Source organism: Flavobacterium xizangense, assembly GCF_054075145.1.
Genome location: NZ_JBSIPG010000009.1, coordinates 155505 through 175249, shown reverse-complemented (window position 1 = coordinate 175249; position 19745 = coordinate 155505). Strand labels below are relative to the sequence as shown.

Genomic DNA, 19745 nt, shown 5'->3' with positions numbered 1-19745 from the left:
GTACTGCAGTTTTGTGGGAGAGTATGTCGTCGCCTTTCTTTTGAGAATCCTTCCCGATTTATCGGGAGGGATTTTTTGTTTATAAACGTTTGGGGGAAATTTTAAATTTAGAGAGGATAACTTGAATATAAATTTATCATTTTTACGGTTTTTTATTAAATTTTCTGCAACAGCTTTTAAATTTTCCATAGAAAGGCTTGCTAATATAAGCACGAATTCAAGCTTAATGCCTTTCAATTTAGAGTTTAGGTTATACTTTGCAATTAAAACAATCGGAATATACTTGACTGTAAATCTGTTTTTATTTTTTCTACAGAGCTCTTTAAACCGTTAATTCTAGAATCAATACATCATTACAATTAGTTGGTTTGTTTTAAGCAATAATAATGTTTTTTTACTGTATTTCACTGTAATATTTATCTCCGAACTCAAATCAAGTTGTATACCTTTTTTTTGCTTATTACTTGATTAAAACGGATACGAGTATTTGAGTCAAATCTGTAATATTTACTTTTCCTAAAAGTTAATTTAATTTTTAAGTTTCTGATTTTTTGAAAACAAGTAATTCTTCACATGCCTCGGTAAAATAACAAGAAAAAACTATATTTAATCTAACTTCAAAAATTATTCTGTGATTTCTGATAAACTTAAAAAGTTGATGTTATTGGCTATACAATGTCACTACAGTTTCATAATAAATCTCTTTTGATGATCAAAATAAAATTGCAAAGTTTTACGAATCAGTAATTTTGGTTGAAGAATTTAAGTTCTGATGAAAATAAAATTGTGATTAAGAATTAGATTATCTCAAATGATTAAAACAAGCAAAAATTTGTTTTATAAAACACTTAAAAAACAGTTTTGATGTCTTTAAATAATATTACAGATTAATCAATATATGATTTCTTGGGATAGATTTTGTACTGATTATTGGGAAACTCATGTAGAAGTTTTTAAGAAATAAAATAATGAAAAAGAAGCACTTAAAACAATATCTTTAGGTTATTTGAGAATTGACGAAATACAACCTGAAAAAATCATTGGCTTGAAGTAAAAAACACTTTTACTGGTGAATTTCAAGATATACAGGAGAGAGGCAAACGATGCTGGTTGCTTTAGTTTTATGATGTATGCAAAAATTGCTCAGAAGCTAATTTGATTATTCATATTTTAGAAGCTATGGTGGAAAAAAGAATCTTTAGGATTTTAGCAAATAATGTCGAAATTGCAATAGAAATTTAAAAAGCCAAGAAACCAAATTCGTTTTATGATGAAACATATACGATTCCTTCGGCATTATTAAAAAACGCAAACCAAATTACAATTCAGTTTGCAGTCGATCCAGGGAATACAGCCGAAGGTTTATTTGACTGCAAATTGGTAAAACCACAAAACTAATACCAATGATTAAAAAGATTTTACTGCTCGGAACTCTATTTTGTTTCTTGACTGGATTCAGTCAGGAAAAAATGAAACAATCTATAAATTCCAATTGGCAGTTTTACAAAGGAAAGTTAAGTCAAGCCGATTTAGAAAATACAAAAACTACAATTTGGGAAGATGTCAATTTACCACATAGTTGGAACAAGTTTGATGTCATGGATGATCAATGGGGATATTACCGTGGTGAAGGATGGTACAAGAAGACAATTTATATAAATCCGCAATGGAAAAACAAATCGGTTTATTTTTATTTTGAAGGCGCAAATCAAACTACGGAAGTTTTTATTAATGGAAAAAAAGCAGGTTTGCATATTGGTGGCTACACGGCTTTTAGTTTTCCGATAAATGAATTTCTTCAGTTTGAAAATCCTGAAAAAGGCAACCAAATTGTGATAAAAGTTGACAACAGTTATAATGAAGATATTCCGCCACTTGATGCCGATTTTACTTTTTACGGAGGAATTTATCGCGATGTATATCTGATTGCTTCAAACGAAGTTCATTTTGACCTGACAAACCGTGCTTCTGACGGTCTATTTATTACTACTCCAGATGTTACAGCCACATCAGCTAAATTTCAGGTTAAAGGAAATATTGAAAACAATTCTAAATCTTCAAAAGAAGTAATTGTTACCTCTAAATTATTTGATAATAATAATTTAGAGGTTGCTACTTTTAGTTCTAGTTTGAAACTGAAATCAAATTCAAAAACTGAATTTTTACAGTTTTCAAAAGCGGTTCAAAACCCAAAATTATGGTCGCCAGATGAACCTTATTTGTATAAAGTGGTTACGGTTATTTTGGATGAAAAGACTAAAGAGCAATTAGATTTATTTTCTGCACCAGTTGGTTTCAGATGGTTTTCGTTTACTGCGGACAAAGGATTTTTCTTAAATGGAAAACCAACTAAATTAATCGGGGCAAACCGCCATCAGGATTATAAAGATTTGGCGAATGCATTGCCAGATGTTTTGGCTGAAAAAGACATGCAGTTGATTAAAGATATGGGCGGAAATTTTGTTCGTGTGGCACATTACCCGCAAGATCCTTCTGTTTTAGAAGCTTGCGATAGAATTGGGCTTTTAGCAATTGTCGAAACTCCTGAAGTAAACCGAATTACAGAAACTAAAGCTTTTGAAGAGAACAGCATCGAAATGCAACGCGAAATGATTCGTCAAAGTTTCAATCATCCCAGTGTAATTGTTTGGGCCTATATGAATGAAATTTTGCTTCGCCCAAGATATGATGATAAATCGGTAGAAAGACAGAATTATTATAAAAACGTCGCAGCATTGGCTCAAAAACTAGAAAATGTAACTAGAGAAGAAGATCCTTCCCGTTATACAATGTTGCCAAATCACGGCGCTTTTGATTTGTACAATTCGGTTGGATTGACAAAAATCCCAATGATTGTGGGATGGAATTTATATCATGGCTGGTACAGTGGCGAATTTGGAGGTCTAGAAAAATTTCTTGAAAATCATCATAAAATATTACCAGACAAACCTATGGTAATTACAGAATTTGGTGCTGATGCAGACAGAAGAATGCGATCAGATAATCCTAAAAAATTTGATAAAACGATGGATTATGCGATGTTGTATCACAAACATTATTTGAATGCAATTGAAAATCTGGATTATGTTGCCGGAGGAACTATTTGGAATTTAGTCGAATTCAATTCAGAAGGAAGAGCCGAAAGTTGGCCACACATGAATAATAAAGGCATAATTTCCTGGGACAGAATTCCGAAAGATGCTTATTATTTTTATCAGGCAAGATTACTGAAAAAGCCAATTGTAAGCATTGGATCAAAAAGCTGGATAAATCGTTCCGGAGTTTTGATTTCAGAAAACGAATCGGCTTTTTATCAGGATTTGGAAGTTTTTTCCAATGAAAATGAAATCACTTTAAAAGTTAACGGACAAAATTTAGGAAGTCAGAAAACAAAAGATGGTTCGGTTATTTTTAATGTTCCGTTCAAAAATGGAAACAATATAGTAGAAGCTTTTTCAACTTCAAACGAAAGTGTAAAAGATTTTGCATCAATTCATTTCACGCTTTATGCACCGAATTTAAACAGCGTAAAATATATTTTTGAAAATATAAGAATCAGTTTAGGGGATCAAAGACAATTTACGGAAGAACTTACACAGCAAAACTGGCTTCCAGAACAAGCTTACACAAAAGGAAGTTGGGGTTATATTGGCGGTCAAGCGTATAAAATGCCTGGAAATCCTCAAATTCCATACGGAACAAATAAATTGATAAAAGGAACTGAAAATGACCCAATTTATCAAACGCAAAGAGAAGGAATTGAAGCTTTTAATTTTGATGTTCCAGACGGAAAATATGAATTAACACTTTATTTTGCTGAGTTTCTTTCAGGAAATACTAGAGAAGTGCTGGCATATAATTTAGCTGAGAAAAGTCAGAAGGAGGAAAAAGCCTTTAGAGTTTTTGATGTTTTGGTAAACGGACAGTTATTTCTGGAAAATTTTGGGAATAATAATTACTTAGAACCTGAAAAAGCGGTTGAGATGAAGACGACTATTTATGTAAAAGATGGCAAAGGAATTCAGGTTGATTTCAAACAAAAAACGGGTAAAACCATCCTAAACGGAATTGAACTAAAAAGAATTTTCTAAACCTACTTAATATTCTTTTCAATTATGGAATGAAACTTTAGAATATTTTACAAATGATTTAAATAAAAATGGCGCTTTAGTAGCACCATTTTTGCTTAAAGTTTTAGAATCATCGTTAAAATAAATGCATATTCTTTTATAAACTGAGGATAATCTAGTTCGTATTTATCTATTTGTCTGAAACCAGCTTTTTCATAAAGAAATCTTGCTGGGCTGCTTTCCATTACTTTCAGCCAAAGTATAGAACGATTTTTTTCTTTGGAAAAAGAGATGATAAAATTCATTACTGTTTTTCCAAGTCCTTTTCCGGTGTATTTTTTTAAAAGATATAATTTGTCCAATTCCATACATTCTTTTTCAGAATAGTGTTCGATTGGACTTTCTTTTAGTTTAAAATAGCCAATTGCACTTTCATCATCATAAATTAAAAAATAAAAAATGAAAGAATCCAAAAGTTCCTCTTTGAAAATTTCTTTTTTATAAAATTTATCTAAATACCAAGCGCCTTCATCCATCCAAAGGTATTGGTAGGTTTCATTATAAGATCGTAAAGCGATTTGATGCAATAAATCGAGATTGGTTTCTTCGCATTTTTTAAATGTAATCAATTGTTTTTTTTTTTAAGTTGGGAAATGCAAAATTAAAATAAAATGGAGAAACTAAGATTCATTCTCCATTTTAAACTTGCAGATGATTTGTAAGCAACTTTTAGTAATTCAGAATAAGATTTTATCTTTGAACAATATTTAATACCCCAATAATGCCTCCTAAGGAAAAATCAATTTATACAGTTCAGTTTATTTTACTCTGCATGAGTTCATTGCTGTTTTCATCAAGTTTTAATATGATGATTCCCGAGCTTCCAAATTATTTAAGCAGAATGGGAGGTGCCGAATATAAAGGTTTAATTATTTCCCTATTTACTTTAACGGCTGGAATTTCACGTCCGTTTAGCGGAAAACTAACTGATAAATGGGGACGTGTACCGGTTATGGCAATTGGCTCATCAGTATGTGTAGTTTGCGGTTTTCTTTATCCGGTTTTAAGTTCTGTATCAGGATTTCTTTTGCTTCGATTAGTTCATGGTTTCTCAACTGGATTTAAACCAACAGCAACTTCTGCATATGTTGCCGATATTATTCCGCAAAAAAGATGGGGAGAAGCGCTGGGAATACATGGTTTATGCTTTAGCATTGGCGGTGCGCTCGGTCCTGCTGTGGGAAGTTTGATATCAAATGAATTTGGAATTAATTTCATGTTTTATTGTTCATCATTGCTTGCGCTTTTGTCTATTATTATTGTAATGAATATGAAAGAAACGCTGGCGCAGAAAGAAAAACTTCATAAGTCAATGTTTTTTCTTAACCGACAAGATATTATAGACAGAAAAGCATTGCCTGCAGGAGTCGTAACATTTTTTTCTTATACCGCTTTTGGACTTATACTTACTTTAATTCCAGATTGGAGCAGTCATTTAGGCGCTCAGAATAAAGGACTTTTTTTTACGGCATTTACCATAACTTCAGTTTTAGTTCGATTTGTAGCAGGGAAAGTCTCCGACAGATATGGTCGTCCAAAAGTTATATTGGCAGGTTTGTTTATTGTTGTACTGGCTCTTTTTGTTATAAGTGAAGGCAGAGATATACAATTTTTGCTTGTAGGTGCGGGAATCTACGGAGCGGGCACAGGAATTTTATCGCCTGCAATTAGCGCATGGACAATCGATTTAAGTAGTCCGGAACATAGAGGTAAAGCAGTTGCCACTATGTATATTTCAATGGAAATGGGAATAGGATGTGGTGCTCTTTTGGGCGGAAGCTACTATAATGATCATATCATGCGCATCCCTCAGATTATGAAATTGGATATTTTGGCAATTTCCATGGGTATTCTTTATTTATTGTATTGGAAAAGAAAAAAGAAATTACAAAGCAGTATTTAAGAAATACAACGGTTTTAATTGTTGATATTAGCAATGAATTCTTCAGTTGATGAAAGAACGTGTCCATAATTTGGAAAGTTTGTTTCAACTGTTGCTTTTATCTCTTCCCAATTAAATGCGCCTATACCATCTTTAATTAAGGTTACATGATATCCTAATTCGACTCCATATCGGGCTGTTGAATCAATGCAGGTATTAGCTCTCATTCCAACAAGAACGATTTGATCTATATTATGCTGACGCAAAATAAAATCCAAATCAGTATTTGCAAAACCACTGGCAGTCCAATGGTTTTGTGCTAAAAGATCACCTTCTTGCATTATTAAGTCAGGATGAAATTCAGCTCCCCATGAGTTTTTCTCAAATAGAGTGATGCCTTTGCTACCTAAATGTGATGGCGCCATAAATTTCCAGTTTAAATAGTCGTTTTTTTGAGTATGGCGATGCGGTGTATAGACAATCTGGATTTTTTTCTCCCTTGCAGCAGTTAAAAGTTTTTTAATGTTTTCAACTACTTTGTTGCCTTCAACAGTTTCTTTAGTTACAGGATATAATTTTCCTCCTTCGGAAAGAAAATCATTGAAGGGGTCAATTAGTATTATGGCGGTTTTTTGAAGTTGATATAAACTCATGACATTAGTATTAAATAATAATTAAATAGTTTGCGATTAGAATAATTTTACAGAAGTGCTTGTGCACTTATATAGCATTTTTTTATAGATCTTCGTACCAACTAAGTATATAATCGGCGACAATTTCCCAGCCAGGTTCTCCACAAATGAAATGACTTTTTCCATTAAATATTTTGAGATCCACACGACCAGAATTATCGCTGTATTTTTTAGCTATAGTTTGTGTCAGGCTAGGAGGGAAAATATGGTCGCTACCACCTCCAATGAATAAAATAGGCTCGTGCGATTTTTTGAAATTGATATTTGAAAACGAGTTTAAAACCAATTCCCGACTGACTTTATAACTTTCAGGTACAGCAAATTTTTCAAATGCTTTCTGTTTTTCACTTTCAGGTATGGTGTTGAAAAAAGCATAATCGTACCATTCCCGACTTCCCATAAAATATTTATTGGAAGAAAAGAAACCAAACGCAGGAATTACTGTTTTTAAAGTTTGAAATGGCGGAAAAACATTTTTTGGAGGTGCTCCATCGATACTCACACCAGCTGCAGCTTTTCCTAATTCGACTAATTTCAAAACAGCCATGCCTGCCATAGAATGACCAATTATTAAAGGCTTTTCGGGTAGTGAATCAATTAATTTGCTAATATTAGAAACAATATCTATGAATCCTGTTTTAACAAGATCTGGATGAACTTTTGTTCTCAATTCAGCAGGATATCCATCGTGTCCCGGATTTGCTGGTGCATAAACGGTATATCCTTTTTTTTCATAGTATTGTTTCCATTCTGCCCAGGTTTTGTCGTTTACAAAATTTCCGTGAATCAGTATTATAGTTTTTGATTTTGACATGATTTTTTTATTTGATTAATGTTAAAATTTCTTTGAAGATATTTTGTCTGGAATCTTTAACAAGTTCATAAAGACACATTTCAGCGTTCGTTAGATCAGCTCCTTTGTTATGCAGTTTTTTCAACGCTATTTTACTACTTTGTTTTGATCGGGAAGAAACACAATCAGTTACGATTTGTACTTCAAAATCATTTGATAATAAGCCCATTGCAGTTTGATAGACACATATATGAGCTTCAATACCACAGATTAACCATTGTTTTTTTCCGGAATCAATAATAGACTGTCTGAAAATTTCAGTATCCAAAGCGTTGAAAGTATACTTTTCAATCGGTTTCTGATGTTGTAATAATTTTTCTAATTCAGGTATTGTTGTACCGAGTCCTTTCGGATTTTGTTCGGCCCAGATTATCGGAATCGAAAGTAGCTGACAGCCTCGAATGAGTTTTTCAAGATTTAAAATTAATGCTTCGCTTTTGTCCACAATCCGGGCAAGTTTTCCCTGAACATCAATTAGAATTAATCCGGTGTTTTCTTCTATAAGCATGACTTTTATTGATTATTAGCGTAATTAAACTAATAAATAAAACCAATTAATATGCCATGCCAATAAACTACCTAATTCATGGTATTTAACGCTTTTTATAAGCATTCAAAAGCGCTATATTTCGCTAAAGTGATTTAAATTAGTGAGATTTCGTCAATTCAATTTATTTTCTTTTTTCATTGATTGGAAATTCTTTTGAAAACTCAATTTTGAAGATAGTCCCGTTTTTATTTTCCATAGAAAAAGTTGCTTCTAAATCGTCGCTTAAACCTTTTATCAGACTCAATCCGAAAGAATTGATTTTCTTGGCGCTGATATTAACATCAAATCCAACGCCGTTATCGGCAATGGTCAATAAATATTTGTTTTCAGAAGTAGCTTCCAGAGTTACGTAAATCATTCCAGTTCTATCGTCTGGAAAAGCGTATTTGATCGCATTTGTAATCGATTCATTCAAAATAAGTCCAATTGGAACAGCTTGTGCAACATCAAGTTCAAGCGGATCAATTTTTAGTTCAAAACGAATTCTTTGACCAAGCGAGAAAGATTCCTTTAAATATTCAACCAATTCCTTAATATAATTAGGCATATTGATGGTCGAAATATTCTCAGAATTATATAATTTCTGATGGATCAGAGACATTGAATGAATTCGGTGCTGGCTGTTTTTTATTGCAGATAGTGCCATATCATTTTCTAAATAAGCCGATTGCGAATTTAAAAGACTAATAACAGTTTGCAGATTGTTTTTTACACGATGATGAATTTCTTTTAAAAGCCATTCTTTCTCATCCAGTAAATGTCTTAGATTAATGTTCTTCTGGTTGATTTCTTTTTCTTTCTGTTCTAATTCAGCATTGTTTTTTTGTTTTAAACGATATCTGTTATACAATAGGGCTATCGTAATTAGCAGCAAAACTAAGCTCCAGATAGAAAGCGTATTTAATAATTTTGATTTTTTTAATGCGTTTTCCTGCAAATCAGTTTCCTGATTTAAGAGTTTGATTTTTTGTTCCTTATTTACGGTTTCATATTTTATTCTTAGCTCTTCAATTTGTCTGTTTTTAGCATAGTCCAAAAGCGAGTCACTAAATTTTTTATATATTTTATGATTTATTAAAGCAGATTTAAAATTGCCATTAACCGAATCCAATTTATATAATGACATATAAAGAGCTTCAGTACCAAAGGTTTTATTGTATTTTTTTGATAATGCATCTATTTTATCTACATATAATTGTGTTTTTTTATAATCAGCTCGGTTAGCATAAAACAAAGCGATAGATGAGTAGCTATTGCAAACATCACGATACGTTTGAGGTGAATCCAGAGCGTCTGCTGCTTCTGCAGTTTTTTTGAAATAATTTTCTGCCGTACCATAGTTTTTAATTCTTGCATAACAATTGCCGTATGCATAATTAACCAGCATTTTGTCAAAGTTATTTGGAGGAGTATATTTACTTGTCACCGTATTCATGTATTCGATCGCTTCTTTATTTTTCCCTTTCATAGATAAAGATGCTGCGGCAGTTACAAAACTTTTGTACCAACTACCGCTGTTAAAAACGTTTTGGCCATATTTTATGCTTTTTTCAGCCATTTTTGAGGCTTCATCATAATGTCCCATATTTAAATATACTAATCCTAATCGCATATAGAAAATATCAGCAAAGGTGTAGTCTTTTGTATTTTCCATAGTTTCTACACTTTTTAAAGCATAATAAAACGCGCCTTTCATATTATATTGAGTACCTTCTATATATGAAATTGTAGTTTCTCCATATTGCTGTTGTCTAAAACCAATTTTTCGCATGTCAGCAATGTTTTGGTAGATTATTTTTTTAGCATCATTAATTTTTCCATGCCAGAAATAAATGGTGCACAGCTTCATTTTTGCTTCGATTTTTTTTTCTACAAAACCCAAGTCTGTATATAGCAATTCTGTTTCTTTTAGGATTTTCTCTTTTTCTGGATCCAAGTCGTATTGATAGGTTGCCTGGTTTAGTAATGCATCTGCTAATATTGCTTTGTCTTTTTGTTTGCGGCATTCTTCTACAACCTGCGAAAAGCATTTTTTGCTTTCAGGATAATTGTTGATTTGGAAGTAAAATTTCCCCAAAAGCATCAAACTCTGATGCTGCCACTTTTTTATTTTTAACTCATTACTGATTTTTACTGCCTCAGATATGTAGAGATTAGCATTATTAATATCGTCTGGAATTGCAAATGGTTTAAACAGGTAAAAAATTCCGAGTTGTAAAGCCAATTTGATTTTATCTACTCCTTTTGATTTTATAAAAAGTTGTTTCGCAGCATGAGCATTTCCTTTTGCGATTAAATCGCTTCCAATTAAGTAAGTACCATCATTAAAGCCTTCGTCATAAGCCAAAGCTACCGGAAGCTTATAAGCCTTGCACGTCAAAACTACGGAGCTGTCGGCATCAATTGATCCTTGATTAGAATTATATAAATAAAGCGAACAGGATTGAATTAACAAGCGTTTCTTTTTCAAATCATAATTTGCAGTTGCGGGATGATTTTGTGCTTCCGAATTAATTGCAATAAGAAACAACAGACAAAATGAGTACAAAAGTTTCATAGATTTATTAGAATTAAATTTTAGTAAGTTTTGGATTAACAAATATAGACACAAACAACTTCCGATTGTTGAGAAATTATATGAAAATTAATATTAAATATGATTTTTATTTACCTAAATTTGAAAACAGAACATTTTAATTGCGATAATTAACTATTTTTGTGTCAATTAATTAAGTGCAATATTAAGATAAAAATTACTCACTTATGAAAAAGACTGCCGATAACGGATATGAAACTGTTACTTCAGGACTAAAAAAAAGAATTTTAATTGTAGAAGATCAATTTATTGAAGCGCATGATTTACAGTTAATTCTCGAAAAGGCAAACTATGAAGTAACGGGAATCGCACGTTCAGTTGAGCAGGCTTTAGAACAAATTCAGATTGAAAAACCAGATTTAGTTTTCCTGGATATTATGCTGAAAGGCAGTCGGAACGGAATAGAACTGGCTTACTATCTTAAAGAAAAATACATCGGTTTTATATTTATTTCTGCTAATTCCAGTAAAAGTATTTTGGATCAGGCCAAGACTACTCAACCATACGGATTTATTGTAAAACCATTTCGCGATCAGGATGTTTTAACGACTTTGGAAATTGCATTTTATCGCCAGCAATACAGTCTGGAATCACAATTGATGCAACAATTTCAATTACAAAAAGAAATTACCGAAATCATAAATTCAAATGAAAAAAGCGAAGATAAACTGCTGGCTTTTGCCAAAATAATTCAGACTTATATTCCATTTGATTATTTAGAAGCTGGTTTTGCGACCACAACGCATTATGACAAACTTGGAATTATTCGCAAAAACATCGATTTATATCAAATTATTGATTCAAAAAAGTTGTCGCAAATTGCTGTAGTTTCTGAAAAAGAGCTTAATGAAACGTATAGAAAATCAACAATAGACAAAGAACCTATTATTTATAGTGAAGAATCACTGATAAAGAATTTTCAGGATGCGCCAATAAAAGCGTTGATTGCGCATAATTTTGGAATAAAATCCTATTTGGTTTTCCCCATTTCTATAGCAAGTATTCAGAGCTTTCATTTCACTTTTTACAGTCGAAATCTGAATATTTATTCTCAGGAAAATTTGAAGTTGCTCCATTCGCTAGAACATACTTTTTCTCAATTTATCAATAGAATTTATTCAAAACAGGATGTCAGCTTGCCTTTAAATAAAGTGGAAATTAAAAGTGCGAAACCTGTAAATATTTCAGAAGGTTTTGAGGGAATTATAGGTAATAGTTCGCAAATGATTTCAGTTTTCAATTATATCCGAAAAGTGGCGCCTTCTGACACTTCGGTTTTGGTTTTAGGCGAAAGCGGCACTGGAAAAGAAAAAATAGCGCAAAGTATTCACGCTTTATCTCCACGAAAAGAAAAACCTTTAGTCATAATTAATTGCGGCGCGATTCCAGAAAATCTGGCCGAATCGTTACTTTTTGGCCATGAAAAGGGAGCTTTTACAGGTGCAACAGACAGAAGAATTGGCAAATTTGAATTAGCTGATGGCGGAACTATTTTTTTAGATGAAATAGGGGAGATGTCGTTAGAACTTCAAGTGAAATTATTGCGTGTTTTACAAGAAAGAGAAATTGAACGCGTTGGAGGAATGTCATCCTTAAAAATAGATGTTAGAATTATTGCTGCGACCAATAAAAATCTTGAAGAAGAAGTCGCCGCAGGAAGATTCAGAATGGACTTGTATTATCGTTTGCATGTTTTCCCGATTATTGTTCCGTCATTAAAAAAACGAAAAGAAGATATTCCGGATTTGGCGAATCATTTCATAAAAGTCTACAGTGAAAAAATGGGCAGAAAAGCACCAATTCTTTCAGATTTTGCTTTGCAGCAAATTATGAATTATAATTGGCCCGGAAATATCAGAGAACTGGAACACGTTATGCAACGTGCTATTTTGTTAACTGACGGAAATACAATTAAGGAGATCGAGCTTTCAATGTCTTCTAAAATGCATCCTGAACAAGTTTCTGAATCCTTTTCGATTAAAACAATTTTAGAAAACGAAAGAGATTATATTTTATATATTCTGAAAAAATGCAACGGGAAAATTTCAGGAGCGGGCGGTGCAGCTGAGATTTTAGATATTCATCCTTCAACTTTAAATTCTAAAATCAAAAAACTGGAGATAAAGAGAGAAATTAGTTAACCAATTTTTTCCAGACATTCTGCTATAAACTCGGCAATTGCTTGCCAATTTTTTTGCTTTAAAACGAGATGATTGGTATCCCGAAATTCTTTATAGCACGTAATAGAATGGATGTTTTTATATTTTTTAAAATTAGAACGTTGAATTGAAGCTGGAATGAAATTATCTTTTGAACCAGATAAAAATAAAAGAGGAGCGTGTTTTTTCTTAAAATCGATTTTGGAGGAAGCACAAAAAATATCGCGAAAAACTAATTGTGATTCTGGAATTACTAATTTCTCGTAAGTCTCTTTTTGTTCTTCAAAACACATTTGATTTGTAAAGTAATGTTGCCATTTTTTAAAAGATATTAAATTGGTCTTTTCTTTAAAATTAAAGAAACCAAAAATGCTCCAAACCTTTCTGTAAAGTGAAAAATTGAAAAAAGTTACATTTTCCGGCGGAATAGAATGGATACAAATTCCAGCATAACCCAAATCTTTCTGAAGCAATAATTGTGTCAAAAGACCTCCGTACGAATGTCCAATAAGAATTGGTTTTTCGGGAAGTTTTTCTATGATTTCGATATAATAATTCAATAAATCGTTTAGCCGAATAGCAGCGATTTTTGGATTTGGATGTTGGCGTAAAGTTTCTGAAGTTTCATTTTTATAAGGCCAGGGCGGTGCTATCGTTTTATATTTTTTATTTTCAAAAAAAATAATCCATTCTTCCCAGCAGGAATGACTTATAAATGCCCCCGTAATAAACATAATCGTTTTGCTATTAGATAAATACATACTATTTGATCTTTAAGATTATTTTTCAGAAAAGCGGAAGTGGTTTAAAAAATGAAAACAAAAGGAATGCCTCTTTTGTAAAGCATTGATTATTAAAGAATCCTTGCTGATGAAAACTTTGTAATTATTAAATGTCGTTAAAAAGAAGTTTTAATTATTGAAATATCATAATTGTGAATGGAATAGTTGATTGTAAAAGCGTTGTTATTCAGTGTTTTGTGTTTTGGTTTAATCTTTGCCTGTCCCAAATGGAAAGAATTATTTAAATACCAATGTTTAAATTATAGTTATGAAAAAAATTTATGATGCAGAGACACGTTTTGCCGACTTAGGCGATCGTAAAATTGCTTATCGTTCTTACGGGAAAGGAAAAGCAGTATTTTTTGTAAACCGTTTTAGAGGAACTCTTGACACCTGGGACCCGTTATTTATTGCTTCAATGTCTAAAAAATTCAATGTTATTGTATTTGATTATTCAGGAATTGGTTCTTCTACAGGTAGTTTGACTCCAGACATAACGGTTGTAGCTAAAGATATTAAAGACCTTGCTGATATTTTGAAAATAGATTCAATTGTGGTTTTAGGTTGGTCTTATGGCGGATTGGTGGCACAAGCGGCAACTTTATTATATCCTAATTTGGTAACTCACGCGGTTTTAGTTGGAACAAATCCTCCAGGGAAAAATGAAGTTCCTATTGAACAAGCTTTTTATGATGCGGCTTTGAAACCAATAAATGATTTTGAAGACGAAATTGTTTTATTCTTCGAACCAAAATCAGAATCGAGCAAATTGGCGGCAAAGGCTTCACACGACAGAATTCATAAAAAAATTGATGTGACAAAAATTCCTTCTACAATGGATGTTTTTCAATTGTATTTTGGCGGAGGCGATGGTTTTAGAGAAGACGTTTTAAATTTTAGAGAACAAATCAAAAAAACGAAAACGCCAATTTTGATTATTTGTGGCGATCATGATATCAGTTTTGCGGTAGAAAATTGGTATTCCTTTTTTAATCAAATGACAAATGCTCAACTAGTGGTTCATTCCGGAACGGGACATGCACCACATCATCAATATCCGGAACTTACTTCAAAACAAATTATAAATTTTGTAAAATACACTTAATAGAATTTTAGAATTTAATCTCGCATAGTAATTTTCTAAAAATGATATTATGTGCTAAAAGGAATAGTTTCAGCTGCTATTCCTTTTTTTATGAATTTTTTTTTGCGAAACTTTTTATGGATTTTAATTTTAACTTTTAGTCATAATGATATTTCGCTAAAAGATTTGATTTAGCGAAATATAACTATGAAAACGACCAAAATTATAAGTCAATTGTAGTATTTATTTTTGGCAAATAAAGTTCAAGATTTGCATTTTTGAAAGCATCCAAAGCTTTTTGATGATCCATTACAATAAAACCGAAAGTGTCGTAATGAACGCCTAAAATTTTAGTCACACCAACAAGTTTCGAGGCTTCAATTGCTTCTTCAATTCCCATTGTTAGTCCGTCACCAATAGGGAAAACGGCAAAATCAAGTTTTGTGAATTTTGGAATAATTTGCATATCTAAAGTCAGCGCTGTATCTCCGCTGTAATAAAAATTTCCTTCGGGCGTGGTCAGTACAAAACCGCAGGCAATTCCTCCGTAAGAACCATCCATAAAACTGCTTGGATGTTGTGCTATCACGCATTTCACAGTTCCAAAATCAAAATCAAACTTTCCGCCTGGATTTATCGGATGCGCGTTTTCTATTCCTTGTTTTAATAACCAATTGTAGATTTCAAAATTTCCGAGCACTTTTGCGCCCGTGTTTTTTGCAATTCGCTCCACATCTAAAATATGATCATAATGTGCATGAGAAATAAAAATATAATCTGCTTTTATGCTATCAACATCAACCTCTTTGGCTAATTCATTCGGGGTAATAAAGGGATCAAAAAGAATATGTTTTCCATTCGTAAAGACAGAAAAACAAGAATGTCCGTAATAAGTAACTTTCATGATTAAAGATTTAATTAGTTAATAATGATTATTATTTTTCAAGAAATATGCCATGAGAAAAATGGATCTCGCTAAACTTATAAAGTTACAATTTAAAAGGTTTATTTATAGTGATTTTGATTCAAATGATAACGGAATTAAACAATAAAAGCTGCCCGGAATAAGGACAGCTTCTTTAAATATAGTTATGTTTTGGACTTTATTGATTTTGTTTTTTTAAAAGTATTCAATTTCATATAAAACTTTACTTGGCGAAGATTTATCAGAATAAGAGGTTAAGGTTTTAATCAAATGATTGTATTCATTATAGAAATATTCCGTTTTTAAACTTCCTCTATCATCAGAAGTTTCTGTTTTTGCTAACGAATCATTATCGGAATGAAAATAGTAGGTAAAACTAAAACCATCTTTTTGAGTACTTAAACCTTCTTGTAAATCTGAATATACTAAAATATTGTTTTCATACTTTTTTGTTCGCTTTGTTTGAGATGTTACCATGCCCTCATTGTTCTTTTTTCTTTCAATAAAAGTAATTACGTTTTTATTATTATCATAAGTATAATTTCTCTCAACGGCTTCTGAATTACCTTTTAAAACTTTTTTCACCACTAATTTATTTTTATATTCCTGTTCAATCGTACCAAAAGATTTTTTCTCTGTTAATATGTTGTCTTTAAAAATGCTCCTGATTGATTCAGAAAAAACAATTTGGTTGTCTTTGTTGTATTTGTAAATTCTTTCAACAATGGTTTTTGTGTTTGCATTAATTTGATGTAGTTCTTCTTTTCGAATTAAATTTTTACCGGAGTAATAGAAATTGCTGACATATGCTCCTGTATAATCTTTAGTTGTAACTAATCTATTTTTATTGTCATAATATTGATATCCAGTTGTTTTAAAGCTGCCATCTTTTGATAAGCTAACTGTTTTTCCATCAATAATTTTTCCCTTATCATCTAGATTTAGTTTAGTGGTAATTATTACATCGTCGTTTATTTTTTTTCCTGTTTCATCAAGATTATAGATTTGTTTTCTCGTGAATTCAACAATCATATCACCTTTATATTTTGTAAAAGTACTTTCAGTTACGTGATTCCAAAAAACACTTCTTGAAATAGGTCTGCCTATTGAATCAAATTCATCAACCATTTTGTTGCCTTCAAATGTTGTTATTTTTTTATACGGTTTAATCGAAAAATCCCATTGGTAACCAGGAGGCGGTGGAGGATATTCATGATCTAAGTATGGAGTAGGGTCTCCAATTTGCCCAAAAGATAAAATGCTGAAAAATAAAAATGCGATGTAAATAATTTTTTTCATTTAAATATTTTTTTTGCGATTTGTTGTTCGTGCTCTATATTTAGAATGATACAGAAAATCGTCAAAAGGTTGGTTGTATTATTAGTTTTTATTCATCTTTCGCTCTGGTTGAATGTAGCATTTCCAATTTCCATCCGTTTTTTGTTAAAATTGCGGTTGCGCTTTCCAGCCAATATACTTTTTTAATTGTTTTATCTTCAAACGAAAATACTGCGTGGTTTTTGTATGCAACCCAAGCCATTCCGTTTAAAATTTTTACATCAATAATTTCAATTGAATTCACTCGTTTCGGAATCGGTTTATTAAGTAAGGCCTTGTCTAAATAATTTGCAATAGTAGCATTAGTCCATATTTCTCCATTTTCCAAAAGAAGAAAATCTTTTGTGTAGTATTTATCAATGTTTTTAGAATCTAATTTAGACCAAATTTCATCGAAAGATTCAATAACTAATTGTTCTATTTTTGATTTGTCGGTTTTGGTTGCGTTTTGTCCAAATGATAATGTTGTAAAACATATCATAAAAATTAGGGTATTGAGTTTTTTCATTTTTTTTTTATTAGTAATGATTGCACAAAGTCATAGATATTTACGTAGCGTTTCATAAAGAACACTTCTTGGAGCTGGAAGATGACAAATTTTTATTGCTTTGCTTTTTAAATGCTGTCACATAATCAAAGCCAAGCTTTCCTTTCAATAAGCCAAGTTTTATTTCTTCACCTTCTTCAAAATTATTGTATTTTGTTTTGCCAACAGAAAACCTTTCTTCATAACCATTTTCCATTCTCAAAAAGAAAAAATATTCAGTTGATCTACCACCACTGATACTTTTGCTTTCTATTTTATAATTTTTATAAAAAGCTGTTGGATAAGAAAAATAATGATTTACAAAACTTGTCAAAGCTGTAGATGTGAGAAAGAATCCAATAAATAGTCCTAAATGGACAGTATATCTTCTCTTACTTTCATAATATACACTTGGTGTTGTTAATTTTAAGATTATTGTTAAAATAATAGCCACAACAATTCCTGTAAGACCTCCTAACCAAAAAAGTTTTGCGCCATTTATTGTATTTTCAAAATTTCTGATTTCAAATAATAAAGATATCAAGCCAATAAAAAAAAGTGTAGTTGAAAAGTAGTAAACTGATTTGTCAAATGATTTAGCTTTTTTTTCATCAGATACTTTTGGCGGAAAAAAGTCGTCAATAATAAGTTGTGAAGTAGCAACAATTTGTATTAGTTGATACATTCCATATAGAAAGAATGATAATGGAATGAGTCTAAATGTCCCCTTATTGTTTGCAAATAATGCAATTGGAATTACACATAATGCTATGTGTAAAAGTTTTTTGTAAAATTCTTTTCTTATAAAAGATGTCCCTTTATTTTCGTAACGGTTATTTTTTTTCTTGTTCAAAATAGGATAAATAAACGAAGGTTTGTTTCGCTTTATGTTTTCTCAAATATATTTATTTTTTCTTACAATTATAATAAGGATTTAAATTCACTAAATAAAAAAAGCCATCCTAAATAAGGAAAGCTTTTTCAAAAAAATAGTTGTGTATTTGTGATAAACCCGGTTTAGCATTTAATTAATTTATTTTAACCAAATGTGCTTCAATTGCTTCTCTTTGAGATTCGTATTGTGCTGGAAGTTTTAGGTTTTGGCCTAATTCTTCTAAGCTTTCATCTACTGTAAATCCAGGATTATCGGTAGCGATTTCGAATAAAACTCCGCCTGGTTCTCTGAAATACAAAGAGTGGAAATATTGTCTGTCGATTTGTGGTGTAATAGACAATCCGTATGCTTCGATTTTTTCACGGAAATGCATCAAAATTTCATCATTCTGAACGCGGAAAGCAACGTGATGAACTGTTCCATTTGCACCAAGACCTCTTTTTTCATCAGCTAATTCAACCAAATCTACAATAGCAGCATTTTCTACAGCGTCTGTAGCATAACGGTAGCGGTTTACATCCTGATCAATCAATTTGTAACCAAATATTTCAGTTAAAACTGCTGCTGTCGGTTTAATGTCGTTTAAAGTCAAAGTGATGTTATGAAAACCTTTTGTTGCTACATCTGCTTTTACTTCATCAGTTTCCCAAGCTTTTCTGTTGTCCTCTGTTTTTGATTCGATTAATTCTAGTTTTAATCCGTCTGGATCTAAAAATGTCAAATATTTTTCTCCAAATTTTTCTGAAGGCTTATTGTAAATAACATTGTATTGGTCAAAACGTTTTTGCCAGAAATCCAGACTTCCTTTTGGAACAGAATAACCAATTTCTGTAGCCATTCCAGAACCTTTTCTTCCTTGCTGAATTCCTTCTCCCCAAGGGAAAAAAGTCAAGATAGTTCCTGCGCTTCCCACTTCGTCACCAAAGTAAAAATGGTATGTTCCGGGATCGTCAAAATTCACTGTTTTTTTGATGAATCTCAATCCTAAAATTTTTGAATAAAAGTTGAAATTACGTTTAGCATCACCTGCAATTGCAGTAATATGGTGTAAGCCTAAAATTTTATTTTCCATGGTATTTTTATATTAAATTGTTGTTTGATTTTCTTATACAAATTTACGTCCGTTATCCTTCTGGATCGATTAACCTAGATTAAGAAATGAAATACCGTACGTTTTTGAGACTTTCAAACGATAACCAAATAACATTCCACTTGAATAAATGTCTTATTCTTCAAGGGTTTTTAAAGAAAGTTCGTTTTGAGATTACACGATATATCGTGATTTTACGGAATGTGAAATGTATATTTAGAAAATCCGAAGTAGGGGAAACGG

16 protein-coding genes are annotated in these 19745 nt (G+C 31.6%); 4 read left to right on the top strand and 12 right to left on the bottom strand.

The genetic code is table 11. From position 1 onward, the window contains the following. Positions 1 to 189 (bottom strand): hypothetical protein (locus tag ACWA1B_RS17910; protein ID WP_456909264.1); only part of this gene is annotated, 189 nt, incomplete at its 3' end. A gap of 1214 nt (positions 190 to 1403) precedes the next feature. On the opposite strand from ACWA1B_RS17910, the gene ACWA1B_RS17905 reads away from it, so the two are divergent. Next, complete coding sequence (locus ACWA1B_RS17905; RefSeq protein ID WP_456909262.1) at positions 1404 to 4091, top strand: glycoside hydrolase family 2 TIM barrel-domain containing protein; 2688 nt, start codon at positions 1404 to 1406, stop codon at positions 4089 to 4091. A 95-nt stretch (positions 4092 to 4186) separates the two neighbouring features. Here ACWA1B_RS17905 and ACWA1B_RS17900 read toward each other — a convergent pair whose 3' ends face one another. Further along, a complete protein-coding gene (locus ACWA1B_RS17900) occupies positions 4187 to 4699 on the bottom strand; it encodes a GNAT family N-acetyltransferase (protein WP_456909260.1) in 513 nt (170 codons plus the stop codon). Between the two features lie 152 nt (positions 4700 to 4851). Between ACWA1B_RS17900 and ACWA1B_RS17895 the strand changes: the two genes are divergently transcribed. Then, a complete protein-coding gene (locus ACWA1B_RS17895; RefSeq protein WP_456909258.1) occupies positions 4852 to 6033 on the top strand; it encodes an MFS transporter in 1182 nt (393 codons plus the stop codon). A gap of 14 nt (positions 6034 to 6047) precedes the next feature. On the opposite strand, the gene ACWA1B_RS17890 is transcribed toward ACWA1B_RS17895, so the two are convergent. The 4 genes from ACWA1B_RS17890 to ACWA1B_RS17875 form a co-directional block, all read right to left on the bottom strand. Beyond that, positions 6048 to 6665 carry a cysteine hydrolase family protein gene (locus tag ACWA1B_RS17890; protein WP_456909256.1) on the bottom strand — a complete coding sequence of 206 codons (618 nt, stop codon included), beginning with the start codon at positions 6663 to 6665 and terminating at the stop codon, positions 6048 to 6050. 82 nt (positions 6666 to 6747) lie between these two features. Then, positions 6748 to 7518 carry an alpha/beta hydrolase gene (locus ACWA1B_RS17885; RefSeq protein ID WP_456909254.1) on the bottom strand — a complete coding sequence of 257 codons (771 nt, stop codon included), beginning with the start codon at positions 7516 to 7518 and terminating at the stop codon, positions 6748 to 6750. A 7-nt stretch (positions 7519 to 7525) separates the two neighbouring features. Then, a complete protein-coding gene (locus ACWA1B_RS17880; protein WP_456909252.1) occupies positions 7526 to 8065 on the bottom strand; it encodes a hydrolase in 540 nt (179 codons plus the stop codon). A gap of 163 nt (positions 8066 to 8228) precedes the next feature. Continuing rightward, positions 8229 to 10664, bottom strand: coding sequence for a histidine kinase dimerization/phosphoacceptor domain -containing protein (locus ACWA1B_RS17875; protein ID WP_456909250.1), 2436 nt, complete (start codon positions 10662 to 10664; stop codon positions 8229 to 8231). A gap of 206 nt (positions 10665 to 10870) precedes the next feature. Here ACWA1B_RS17875 and ACWA1B_RS17870 point away from each other — a divergent pair, with 206 nt between their 5' ends. Continuing rightward, positions 10871 to 12844 carry a sigma 54-interacting transcriptional regulator gene (locus ACWA1B_RS17870; protein ID WP_456909248.1) on the top strand — a complete coding sequence of 658 codons (1974 nt, stop codon included), beginning with the start codon at positions 10871 to 10873 and terminating at the stop codon, positions 12842 to 12844. Here the strand turns inward: ACWA1B_RS17870 and ACWA1B_RS17865 are convergent. After that, on the bottom strand, positions 12841 to 13623 hold the full coding sequence (locus tag ACWA1B_RS17865) for an alpha/beta fold hydrolase (RefSeq protein ID WP_456909246.1): 783 nt from the start codon (positions 13621 to 13623) through the stop codon (positions 12841 to 12843). The two genes, ACWA1B_RS17870 and ACWA1B_RS17865, sit on opposite strands and share 4 nt — an antisense overlap. Positions 13624 to 13912: 289 nt before the next feature. Between ACWA1B_RS17865 and ACWA1B_RS17860 the strand changes: the two genes are divergently transcribed. Next, a complete protein-coding gene (locus ACWA1B_RS17860) occupies positions 13913 to 14749 on the top strand; it encodes an alpha/beta fold hydrolase (RefSeq protein WP_456909244.1) in 837 nt (278 codons plus the stop codon). A gap of 202 nt (positions 14750 to 14951) precedes the next feature. Here the strand turns inward: ACWA1B_RS17860 and ACWA1B_RS17855 are convergent, their stop codons facing one another. The 5 genes from ACWA1B_RS17855 to ACWA1B_RS17835 form a co-directional block, all read right to left on the bottom strand. Beyond that, positions 14952 to 15632 carry a metal-dependent hydrolase gene (locus ACWA1B_RS17855; protein ID WP_035652303.1) on the bottom strand — a complete coding sequence of 227 codons (681 nt, stop codon included), beginning with the start codon at positions 15630 to 15632 and terminating at the stop codon, positions 14952 to 14954. Positions 15633 to 15848: 216 nt separating this feature from the next. Continuing rightward, complete coding sequence (locus tag ACWA1B_RS17850) at positions 15849 to 16952, bottom strand: hypothetical protein (RefSeq protein ID WP_456909242.1); 1104 nt, start codon at positions 16950 to 16952, stop codon at positions 15849 to 15851. 88 nt (positions 16953 to 17040) lie between these two features. Further along, positions 17041 to 17472 carry a DUF4440 domain-containing protein gene (locus ACWA1B_RS17845; RefSeq protein WP_456909240.1) on the bottom strand — a complete coding sequence of 144 codons (432 nt, stop codon included), beginning with the start codon at positions 17470 to 17472 and terminating at the stop codon, positions 17041 to 17043. 79 nt (positions 17473 to 17551) lie between these two features. Beyond that, a complete protein-coding gene (locus ACWA1B_RS17840) occupies positions 17552 to 18370 on the bottom strand; it encodes a hypothetical protein (protein ID WP_456909238.1) in 819 nt (272 codons plus the stop codon). 175 nt (positions 18371 to 18545) lie between these two features. Then, a complete protein-coding gene (locus tag ACWA1B_RS17835) occupies positions 18546 to 19484 on the bottom strand; it encodes a ring-cleaving dioxygenase (RefSeq protein WP_456909236.1) in 939 nt (312 codons plus the stop codon). Between the last annotated feature and the right edge of the window lie 261 nt (positions 19485 to 19745).

What these genes read in the sequence shown, in the direction of transcription:
- ACWA1B_RS17865 (WP_456909246.1), bottom strand. Translation starts at nt 13,623, where the DNA reads ATGTATTTATCTAATAGCAAAACGATTATGTTTATTACGGGGGCATTT.
- ACWA1B_RS17885 (WP_456909254.1), bottom strand. Translation starts at nt 7,518, where the DNA reads ATGTCAAAATCAAAAACTATAATACTGATTCACGGAAATTTTGTAAAC.
- ACWA1B_RS17880 (WP_456909252.1), bottom strand. Translation starts at nt 8,065, where the DNA reads ATGCTTATAGAAGAAAACACCGGATTAATTCTAATTGATGTTCAGGGA.
- ACWA1B_RS17850 (WP_456909242.1), bottom strand. Translation starts at nt 16,952, where the DNA reads ATGAAAAAAATTATTTACATCGCATTTTTATTTTTCAGCATTTTATCT.
- ACWA1B_RS17895 (WP_456909258.1), top strand. Translation starts at nt 4,852, where the DNA reads ATGCCTCCTAAGGAAAAATCAATTTATACAGTTCAGTTTATTTTACTC.
- ACWA1B_RS17835 (WP_456909236.1), bottom strand. Translation starts at nt 19,484, where the DNA reads ATGGAAAATAAAATTTTAGGCTTACACCATATTACTGCAATTGCAGGT.
- ACWA1B_RS17860 (WP_456909244.1), top strand. Translation starts at nt 13,913, where the DNA reads ATGAAAAAAATTTATGATGCAGAGACACGTTTTGCCGACTTAGGCGAT.
- ACWA1B_RS17875 (WP_456909250.1), bottom strand. Translation starts at nt 10,664, where the DNA reads ATGAAACTTTTGTACTCATTTTGTCTGTTGTTTCTTATTGCAATTAAT.
- ACWA1B_RS17845 (WP_456909240.1), bottom strand. Translation starts at nt 17,472, where the DNA reads ATGATATGTTTTACAACATTATCATTTGGACAAAACGCAACCAAAACC.
- ACWA1B_RS17870 (WP_456909248.1), top strand. Translation starts at nt 10,871, where the DNA reads ATGAAAAAGACTGCCGATAACGGATATGAAACTGTTACTTCAGGACTA.
- ACWA1B_RS17890 (WP_456909256.1), bottom strand. Translation starts at nt 6,665, where the DNA reads ATGAGTTTATATCAACTTCAAAAAACCGCCATAATACTAATTGACCCC.
- ACWA1B_RS17855 (WP_035652303.1), bottom strand. Translation starts at nt 15,632, where the DNA reads ATGAAAGTTACTTATTACGGACATTCTTGTTTTTCTGTCTTTACGAAT.
- ACWA1B_RS17905 (WP_456909262.1), top strand. Translation starts at nt 1,404, where the DNA reads ATGATTAAAAAGATTTTACTGCTCGGAACTCTATTTTGTTTCTTGACT.